The organism is Burkholderia sp. Se-20378 (assembly GCF_017104665.1).
Classification (GTDB): Bacteria; Pseudomonadota; Gammaproteobacteria; order Burkholderiales; family Burkholderiaceae; genus Burkholderia; species Burkholderia lata.
The window spans coordinates 1-9,084 of record NZ_JAAGPG010000338.1 but is presented as its reverse complement, the minus strand read 5'-3'; the positions used below and the strand labels follow the sequence as shown (position 1 = coordinate 9,084).

Genomic DNA, 9,084 nt, shown 5'->3' with positions numbered 1-9,084 from the left:
CGCTGCCGCTGGCCGCCCGACAGCTGCTTCGGCTTGCGGTCGAGCAGCGCCGACAGCCGCAGCGCTTCGGCCGCCTGCCCGACGCGCGTGCGCGTCTCGGCCGTGTCGACGCCCGCGAGCTTCAGCCCGAACGCCATGTTCTCGAACACCGTCATGTGCGGCTACAGCGCGTAGTTCTGGAACACCATCGCGAGCCCGCGCTTCGCGGCCGGCACGTCGTTGACGCGGCGGCCGTCGATCAGCAGGTCGCCCGACGTGATCTCCTCGAGCCCCGCCAGCATCCGCAACATCGTCGACTTGCCGCAGCCCGACGGGCCGACGAACACCATGAATTCGCCATCCTCGATGTCGAGGCTGACGTCCTTGATCACGTCCGCGCCGTCGTCGTAGCGCTTGTGGATCTGCTTGAGCGACACACTTGCCATGATTGCCTTTCTCCTCGTCCGTTGCTGCCGCTCACCATTCGGCGACCGAGCCATCCTCGCGACGCCACACCGGGTTGCGCCAGCGGTGCCCGGTCGCGGCGGCTTCCCTCACCTTCTCCTCGTCGATCTCGACGCCGAGCCCCGGCGCATCCGGGCGCGCGACGTAGCCCGCGTCGAACGCGAACGGGATGCCGCGCGTGTACGCATACATCGCGTTGTCGTCGTGATAGGCCACATTGGTCGACTGCTCCTGGATGAATGCGTTCGGCGTACAGAAATCGATCTGCAGCGACGCCGCGAGCGTCAGGGGCCCAAGCGGGCAATGCGGCGCGACCGCGACGTCGTACGCCTCGGCCATCGCGGCGATCTTGCGCAGCTCCCAGATCCCGCCCGTATGGCTCACGTCGGGCTGCACGATGTCGACGACGCCTTCCTGCAGCAGCTCCTTGAACTGCCAGCGCGTGAACAGCCGTTCGCCGGTTGCGAGCGGCACCGCGCAGTCGCGTGCGACTTCGCGCAGCGCGTCGTTGTGCTCGGGCAGCAGCAGCTCCTCGTAGAACATCGGGTCGAACGGCGCGAGCGCCCTGGCGAGCGCCTTCGCGACCGGGCGGCGCACGCGGCCGTGGAAGTCGATGCCGAGCCCGACCTCCTTGCCGATCGCATCACGCACCGTACCGAAGCGCGCCACCGCGCGGTCGATCGCCGCCGGCGACTCGATCCAGTCGGTCGCGTTGACCACGCCCATCTTCAGCGCGGTATAGCCGGCCTCGACGAGCTGCCGCGCGTTCGCGGCCATCTCCTCCGGCGTGTCGCCCTTCACGTGCGCATAGACGCGCGCCTTGTCGCGCACCGGGCCGCCGAGCAGGTCGTAGACGGGTACACCGAGCGCACGCGCCTTGATGTCCCACAGCGCCTGCTCGATGCCCGAGATCGCGCTCGTCAGGATCGGGCCGCCGCGATAGAAACCGCCGCGATACATGACCTGGAACAGGTCCTCGATATGCCGCGGGTCGCGGCCGATCAGGTAGTCGGCAAGTTCGTGCACAGCGGCGGCCGTGGTGGCCGCGCGCCCTTCGACGATCGGCTCGCCCCAGCCGGCCAGGCCCTCGTCGGTGCTGACCTTCACGAACTGCCAGCGCGGTGCGACCGCGAATGTTTCGATTTCGGTGATCTTCATGTGGAGGAACGGGTGCGGTTGAACAGCAGTGCCGACATGCCGTTGTCGGCGACGAGATCCGCGCCGGCGATGCCGGCCGCCGCGTCCGACAGCAGGAACGCGGCGATCCGGCCGATATCGGCCGGTTCGTTGATGCGCTGCGCGGGATGCAGCGCGCGATAGGCGTCGAGCAGCGCGGGATCGCGCTCGAGTGCTGCGCCGATCGGCGCGTTCAGCGTGAAGCCGGGGCTCAGCGTGTTCACGCGGATGCGCTGCGGCGCGAGGCTCGTCGCCATCGCACGCGACATCGCGACGATGCCGCCCTTGGTCGCCGCGTACATCTCGAAGCCCGGCACGCTCGCGCCCGCATGATTCGACGCGATGTTGACGATCGCGCCGCCGCCCGCGCGGGCGATGCGCGGCGCCGCGAGCTGCGCGCACTGGAACATCGAGCGCAGGTTGGTGCGGTACAGGCGGTCGCAGTCGTCGAGCGAGAACGTGTCGAACGGGCCGTGCAGCGTGATGCCCGCGTTGTTCACGAGCCCGTCGAGCCGGCCGTGATGCGCGTCTACGCGCTCGAACAGTGCAGTGACGCTCGCCGGTTCGGCGACGTCGGTCTCGACGAACAGCGCATTGCGCCCGCCGAGCCGTTCGCGCACGGCGTCGGCACGCGCGGCGTTCTTCTCCGCGACGACGACCTGCGCGCCGCATTGCGCGAGCACTTCGACGATGCCGAGGCCGATGCCGTCGCCGCCGCCGGTGACGACGATCACGCGGCCGTCGAGCGATTCGAATGGATTCATCATGGCTTTACCCCTTGACCGCGCCGGCCGTGATGCCCGCGACGATCCTGCGCTGGAGAATGAAGAACAGCACGAGCAGCGGCAGCGTGCCCATCACGGCTGCCGGGAACAGCTTGGTCGGATCGATGTCGTTGGTGCCGATGAAGCGGAACACCGCGACCGTGATCGTGAACTTCGACGAGTCGGTCAGGAACAGCAGCGGATAGACGAGGTCGTTCCACACCGACAGCGTGACGAACATCGCGAGCGTGCCGGTGATCGGCCGCAGCAGCGGCAGCACGATGTACCAGTACACCTGCAGCGGGCTGCAGCCGTCCATCACCGCGGCTTCCTCCAGTTCGAGCGGAATGCGCTTCAGGAAGCTCGTGTAGAAGAACACGCCGAGCGGCAGGCTCTGCACGGTGTACGCGAGCACGACGCCGAGATACGTGTTGAGCAGGTGCAGGTCGCGGAACAGCACGTACAGCGGTGTCAGGCTGACGAACATCGGGATCGTCAGGCCGAGCGTCAGCACGATGTAGACCGCGTTCGACAGCCGGCCCTTCACGCGGGCCAGCGGGTAAGCCGCGAGCGACGACAGCAGCGCGACGAGGAACGTGACCGCGAGCGTGATGCCGATCGTGTTCGCGACGCTGCGCCAGTAGTTCATCTGCGTGAACACGGCCGCGTAGTTGCCGAAGAACACGTGGTCCGGCAGCCCGAGCGGGCGCGCGATGATGTCGTCGCCGGTGCGCAGCGACATCAGCACCATGTAGATCGTCGGCAGCAGCACGATCGCGACGATCGCGATCGCGGCGACGAGCCGCGCGAACCCCGGCACGCGGAGCAGCAGCGCACTCGTGCGCAGCCCGCCGCCCGACGTGCCGGCGGACGGCTGGTCCGCATGAAAGCGTTGACGGATGACGTTCACAGGTTGTCCTCCCGGCGGCGCAGGATCGTGTTCTGCGTGGTGGCGACCACCACGACGATCGCGAGCATGATCATCGACAGCGCGCTCGCGAAGCCGAACTTGTAGTCGTTGAACAGGCTGTGGAAAATCTGCAGCCCGAGCGTGGTCGTCGCGCCGTCCGGCCCGCCGTTGGTCAGCACGAGCGGCAGCTCGAAGGTCTTCAGCGTGCCGATCGTGCTCAGCGTGATGTTCACGGTGAATGCCGGTGCGAGCAGCGGCAGGTCGATGCGCGTGAAGCGCACCCACGCGTTCGCGCCGTCGAGCTTCGCCGCATCGTGCAGTTCGGACGGAATGTTCAGGTAGCCGGCCAGGAAGATCGCCGTCGAATAGCCGACGTACATCCACACGTGCACGGCCGTGACGGCCGGCAGCGTAACCGACGGATCGCCGAGCCACACCTGCTGCAGCGCGTCGAGATGCACGAGGTGCAGCAGCTCGTTGATGCCGCCGCCGAGCGGCGAGTACAGGTACTCCCACACGAACCCGGCGATCACCGCCGAGAACATGCTCGGCACCAGCAGCCCGACGCGCAACGCGCCGCGCAGCCGCGGCAGCGAGAACAGCAGCGCGGCGAACAGCAGCCCGAGCCCGTTCTGCACGATCACGACGATCGCCGCATACGCGAACGTGACGACGAGCGTATGCAGGCTCGCGGGATCGCGAAACGCCGCCGCGTAGTTCGCGAGCCCGATCCAGTGCGCATCGCCCACGCCGGAGAAATCCGTCAGGCTCATCCGCGCGGCCTTGAACAGCGGATACAGGCTCAGCAGCGCGTACAGCGCGAGCGCCGGAACGGCGCACCACAGCAAGGTCCGGTTGCGCTTCATCGCGCGGCTCCTTCGTCGAACCGCGCCACGCACGATCGCGCGGCGCGGGAAATGTCAGCGGACAGGCCGTTCATCGTGCAGCCGCATCCCAACGGGCGAGCAGCTTCGCCGGGTCCTGCCCGATGTCGAGGAAATACGCGGACATCGAATTCCAGATCGCCGTGAACAGCGTGCCGGTCCACACCCCCTTCGGATACAGCACGACGTGCCCGTTCTTCTGCGCGGCCGCATACGGCTGCGCCTGCGGCGGCATCGCGTCGGTGCCGCCCTCGAACGGGCTGAACCCGGCTTCCGCGTCGAGGAACTGGCGATCGTTGTCGGGGCGCGCCCAGAACGCGAGCCACTTCTTCGCGGCGTCGGCCTGGTGCGACGCCGCGTTGATCGCCCATGCGGTGCCGAGCATGTCGAGCGCGACCGGCCCGTTGCCGGGCACGAGCGCCGGCAGCGGCGCGAACTGGAACGACAGCCCCTTCGTCGCGCTGAACTTCGCGATGTTCCATGCACCCTGCGGCATCATCGCCACGCGGCCCGCCTGGAATTCGGTGAGCCCCGTGCTCCACGCGCTCACGCCATTGTTCAGGCGCGGCACGAAGCACTTCGCGTCCGCGAGCACCTTCAACGCAGCCATCGACTGCTTGAACGCCGGGTCGGCCGCGAAGCGCGCACTGCCCGCGCCGACGAACGATTCGGCACGTGCGTCCGCGTCACCGCCGCCGGCTGCCAGCCCGGACGCGATCACGAGCGCCGCGGGCGCCCAACCCTCCTTCGCGGGCAGCAGCATCGGCGTGATGCCGGCCGCCGCGAGCTTCCCGCACGCGGCCTTCAACTGGTCGACGTCGGTCGGCACCGTCGCGATGCCCGCGCGCTTGAACAGGTCGAGGTTCGCGAACAGGCCGATGCCGACCAGTTCCATCGGCAGCATGTAGGTCTTGCCGGCGATCTGCGTGTGGGTGCGCACGCCGCGCCAGATCGTCGGCACCCACTTCTCGCCGCTCAGATCCAGCAGTTGATGCGCGCCCTGCCATTGCCGCATCAGCTCGCGGTCGACCATCAGCACGTCGGGCCCGTTGCCGCCCTGCAGCCGCGACGACACGACCGTCGTCGTGTCGTTGCGCGACATGTACTCGAACTTGACCTTGATGTCGGGGTTTTCCTTCTCGAACTTTGCGATCAGCGCCGCCATGTTGGCGGGCTCGGCGCCGCCGCCCTTCCAGCCCGTCACGTCGAGCGTGACCGGCGCGGCGCACACCTGCGCCGCCAGCACTGAAAGGACTGCGAAAGTTGCCGCCCGAAGCCTGTTGAACATCTGCTGTCTCCACGTTGTTGTTGAATCGTTGCGCGCGGCGAGTGGCGCACGGCCGGTAGTGCAAGGCCAATGCCGTGCGGCAGGCGATGCAGCCGCGATCCGTCGCACAGGAATCCCGCGTTTCCCCGTCGGCCGATTCATTTGGGAAAGCGCTTTCCCTATTGTGTCGCACAACCCGTCCGGCGTGCAAGCGCCGGGGCGAGCCGATCGTCTAGGGGATATCCCGAGGGCGTGTCGCGGCGGTTGCGCGCCGCCCGTTCGCAACCGGATCGAGCGGTCATCGTGCCGAAGGCGCTATCATCGACTATGCGACTTTCGTCCGGCCCTTATTTGCCGGCCCACTTTCAACTCGCTCAACCGACATGACAACGACTACCGAACGCGTGGACGGCGCCGCCCAGCATCTCGTCGCTGCCCGCCATGCCGGCTCGCCCGGCCCGCTGCTGCCCGATGCGCTGCGTCCCGAAAACGTCGAGACCGCCCTCGCCATCCAGCAGCGCGTGGCCGACCTGCTCGGCGAACCCGTCGGCGGCTGGAAATGCGCGCTGCCGCCGCCCGACCGCGTGATCCTCGCGCCGATCTTCGCGTCGACGATCCGCGAGGCCGACGCACCGTACCGCGTCGTCGGCGGGCCGATCGTGCGGATCGAACCGGAAATCGCGTTCGTGCTCGATCGCGACCTGCCCGCGCGCGATCAGCCGTACGACGAACAGGACGTGCGCGACGCGATCCGCGAAGTGCGCATCGTGCTCGAGGTGCTCGGCTGCCGCTATGCGGAGCCCACGCGCGCGTCGAAGTTCGAGCTGCTGGCCGACGGGCAATTCAACCAGGGGCTGTGTGTCGGCCCGGTCGTGCCCGACGGGCTGAACGTGCCGCTCGAAACGCTGGCGCTGTCGTTCGAAGGCGCACTGAACCGCGCGATCGACGGCCGCCATCCGGACGGCGATCCGCTGAAACCGCTGGTGTGGCTCGTCAATTTCCTCGCGTCGCGCGGCGATCCGGTACGCGCCGGACAGATCGTGACGACCGGTTCGTATGCGGGCGCGATCGACGTGCCGCTCGGCGATGCGCTGACGGTGCGCTTCGGCGAACTCGGCAGCCTGTCGGTGACGTTGACGGCGTGATGGGCGTGGCGCTTGGGCACGGCGATGCAGGCCGAGCCGCTGGTCGCTGGTCGCTGGTCGCTGGTCGCTGGTCGCTGGTCGCTGGTCGCTGGTCGCTGGTCGCTGGTCGCTGGTCGCTGGTCGCTGGTCGCTGGTCGCAGCGTAACGGCGACGATCGATGCGTGGCGTGTTGCGTGACCAACGTCAGGAGCGGTGCGGCCCGCGCCGTCGTGACGGCAGCGTCATCGCGGCCACGCCTGCGACGACGCATCCAAGTCCCACCCACGCCGATGCCGACAGCGACTCCCCGAGCAGCGCCATGCTGATGCCGACGCCGATCGGCACGCGCAGATAGGCCTGCGCCGTCGTGCCGACCGATCCGAGCGATTGCACGAGCCGGAAGTAGATGACGAGCGCGAGCGCGGTCGAGAACACCGCGAGCGCCGCCAACGCGATCAGCGACGGCGGCGACGGATGAAGCGTCCACGGACGATCGACGACGATGCTGGCCGGCACCAGCACGACCGCGCCGACGATGAGCGAGCCCGCAGCGGGCGCTGCCGGCGACATCCCGTTGAAGGCCCGCCCGTAGATCGCGGCGCCCGCATAGCAGACGGTCGCCGCGACGATCGCCAGTTGCGGCACGAGTTGCCGCCCGAGTCCGTCGAACGCGCTGACGCCGACCACCAGCGAGATGCCGACGAGCCCTGCGACGACGCCGAACAGCTTCCGCGCCGTCAGCGGCTCATGGCGGGTGATCAGCCAGGTGCCCGCGAACGCGAGCACGGGTGACGCGGAATTGAGGATCGTCGCAAGGCCGGCTTCGACCGAACGCTCGGCCCACGCGATCAGCGTGAACGGCACGACGCTGTTCAACAGCGCCTGGACGAAGAAGCGCCGCCAGACCGCAAGGTCGCGCGGCATCGGAATGCGCCGGGTGCGCATCCACAGCAGCAGCACCGAGCCCGCGATCAAGGTTCGCGCGGCGATCAGCGTCAGCGGCGGAATCGTCTCGACGCCGATCCGGATGAACGTGTAGGACGCGCCCCACAACGTCGAGAGCGCGAGGAGCAGGAGCAGGTCCGCGACGGCGGGCGGGTGGCGGGGCATGACGGGCTGCTGCATGTCGGGGAGGCGCGTTCGCAGGCCATGACGGGGTTGGAATCGGCCCGTTCGGCACGGGCCACGCCAGCAGATGATGCCGGTGGCCTGGCGCGAACGCTTCAGCGCGACGCGAAATGTGGATTGCCGGTTGATCGGCCAGGTCGATACCGATGCCGGCCGATCGTTCGTCTATGCTTGGGCGACATGACGTTCAGGTTCAACCGCGGCAACGGACATCGAGGGCTTCCATGAATGAAACGACAGGCGCGACCCAGCGCGCCGCCAGCTACCGGGTAGCGAACGAGCAGGACGTCGCGGCCCTCGTCGAACTGGTCAACGCTGCGTACCGCCCGACGACGGCTGCCGCCGGATGGACACATGAAGCAGCATTAGTCGAAGGCCCGCGAATCACGTCGTCACAGCTCACCGCGACGCTGCGGGCAGCGGACACCGTCCTGCTCGTCGCCGAGATCGACGGCGGCATTGCCGGCTGCATCGAAGTCAGGAAAGACGGAGACGCAGCCTATATCGGCACGTTGGCCGTCGCGCCGTCGATGCAGGACCGCGGGCTCGGAAAGGCATTGCTGACCGAAGCCGAGCAATTCGCCGTTCGCCGCTGGAAGAGCGAAACAGCCGTGATGGTCGTGCTGTCTGCGCGCCACGAACTGATCGACTTCTACTTGCGCCGCGGCTACACGCGAACGGGCGAGCGATCGGGCTACCCGTTCGACGCAGGCGTCGGCAGGCCGCGAGACGAAACCCTGACCATCGAGACGCTGACGAGGAACATGGCGCGCGACTGACGCCGCGTGCCCCGGCATCAAGCCCCTTCGCAACGACATGCGCCGTATCCCGCCCGTCCCGGCGTGATAACGTTGCACATCATCGCGCGCGCAAGCCCGGCCCCCGGGCACGCGCACCGCGTTCACGCCGATACCGAACATGTCGCTGACACCGCTTCCCGCCCTGCTCGACGAAACCCTGCGCACCGTCGTGCGCCGCTACCGGCTGCCGCCGCTCGACAGCGCGCTGTCGCCGGCCGACGCCGCGAACCCGGCCGCCACGCTCGCGATCGTGATCGAGGAAGCGCGCCGACTGCGCAGCGACGGACAGACGCCCGACGCGGCACTGCGGCAGCGCTTCATCGACGCGCTCGCGCAGATGATCCGCGATGCAATGGATACGCACGCCGGCGATCCCGCCTTTCAGGCGGCGGTGCTGCGGCACGATGCGCCGAGCGTGCGCGAATACGCGTCGCTGTCCGCGCACGCGCGTGTCGTTCATTCGGCGGCGCGGAGCGGCAAATCGTCGTCGTGCGCGTATCCGGGGGGTGCCGGTGAAACCCCGTTCCGGCAAGCCTTATGGTCGATCCCCTGACGCGTACGGGGCGGTTCCTGCCGGTTTATCACAG

The 9,084-nt window shown here is 68.3% G+C and carries 8 protein-coding genes and 2 pseudogenes; 3 read left to right on the top strand and 7 right to left on the bottom strand.

Annotated features, from left to right (window positions below; translation table 11 throughout):
- From G3N93_RS27305 to G3N93_RS27280, 6 genes and pseudogenes are all read right to left on the bottom strand, one after another.
- A pseudogene (locus G3N93_RS27305) lies at positions 1–425 on the bottom strand (ABC transporter ATP-binding protein); the annotation flags it as partial.
- A gap of 31 nt (positions 426–456) precedes the next feature.
- Positions 457–1,602: a galactonate dehydratase gene (gene dgoD / locus G3N93_RS27300; protein WP_174932674.1), complete on the bottom strand. Its 1,146-nt coding sequence runs from the start codon at positions 1,600–1,602 to the stop codon at positions 457–459.
- On the bottom strand, positions 1,599–2,387 hold the full coding sequence (locus G3N93_RS27295; RefSeq protein ID WP_206134361.1) for an SDR family NAD(P)-dependent oxidoreductase: 789 nt from the start codon (positions 2,385–2,387) through the stop codon (positions 1,599–1,601). Before G3N93_RS27295 ends, dgoD begins: the two co-directional genes overlap by 4 nt.
- Before the next feature lie 4 nt (positions 2,388–2,391).
- Positions 2,392–3,294, bottom strand: a complete 903-nt coding sequence (locus G3N93_RS27290; protein WP_206134360.1) for a carbohydrate ABC transporter permease — start codon at positions 3,292–3,294, stop codon at positions 2,392–2,394.
- Complete coding sequence (locus tag G3N93_RS27285) at positions 3,291–4,160, bottom strand: carbohydrate ABC transporter permease (RefSeq protein ID WP_011349624.1); 870 nt, start codon at positions 4,158–4,160, stop codon at positions 3,291–3,293. The genes G3N93_RS27290 and G3N93_RS27285 overlap by 4 nt, the downstream gene beginning before the upstream one ends.
- 70 nt (positions 4,161–4,230) lie before the next feature.
- Entirely contained in the window at positions 4,231–5,466 is a 1,236-nt protein-coding gene (locus G3N93_RS27280; protein WP_174932666.1) for an ABC transporter substrate-binding protein, read from the bottom strand.
- A 362-nt stretch (positions 5,467–5,828) separates the two neighbouring features.
- Here G3N93_RS27280 and G3N93_RS27275 point away from each other — a divergent pair, with 362 nt between their 5' ends.
- Positions 5,829–6,590, top strand: a complete 762-nt coding sequence (locus G3N93_RS27275; protein ID WP_174932665.1) for a 2-keto-4-pentenoate hydratase — start codon at positions 5,829–5,831, stop codon at positions 6,588–6,590.
- Between the two features lie 183 nt (positions 6,591–6,773).
- On the opposite strand, the gene G3N93_RS27270 is transcribed toward G3N93_RS27275, so the two are convergent.
- Positions 6,774–7,679 (bottom strand): DMT family transporter, encoded by a 906-nt coding sequence (locus tag G3N93_RS27270; RefSeq protein ID WP_241026722.1) that lies wholly within the window; start codon positions 7,677–7,679, stop codon positions 6,774–6,776.
- 164 nt (positions 7,680–7,843) lie between these two features.
- Between G3N93_RS27270 and G3N93_RS27265 the strand changes: the two genes are divergently transcribed.
- Positions 7,844–8,476 (top strand): GNAT family N-acetyltransferase, encoded by a 633-nt coding sequence (locus G3N93_RS27265; protein ID WP_206134358.1) that lies wholly within the window; start codon positions 7,844–7,846, stop codon positions 8,474–8,476.
- 139 nt (positions 8,477–8,615) lie between these two features.
- A pseudogene (locus tag G3N93_RS27260) lies at positions 8,616–8,972 on the top strand (3-deoxy-D-arabino-heptulosonate 7-phosphate synthase); the annotation flags it as partial.
- Positions 8,973–9,084: the final 112 nt, after the last annotated feature.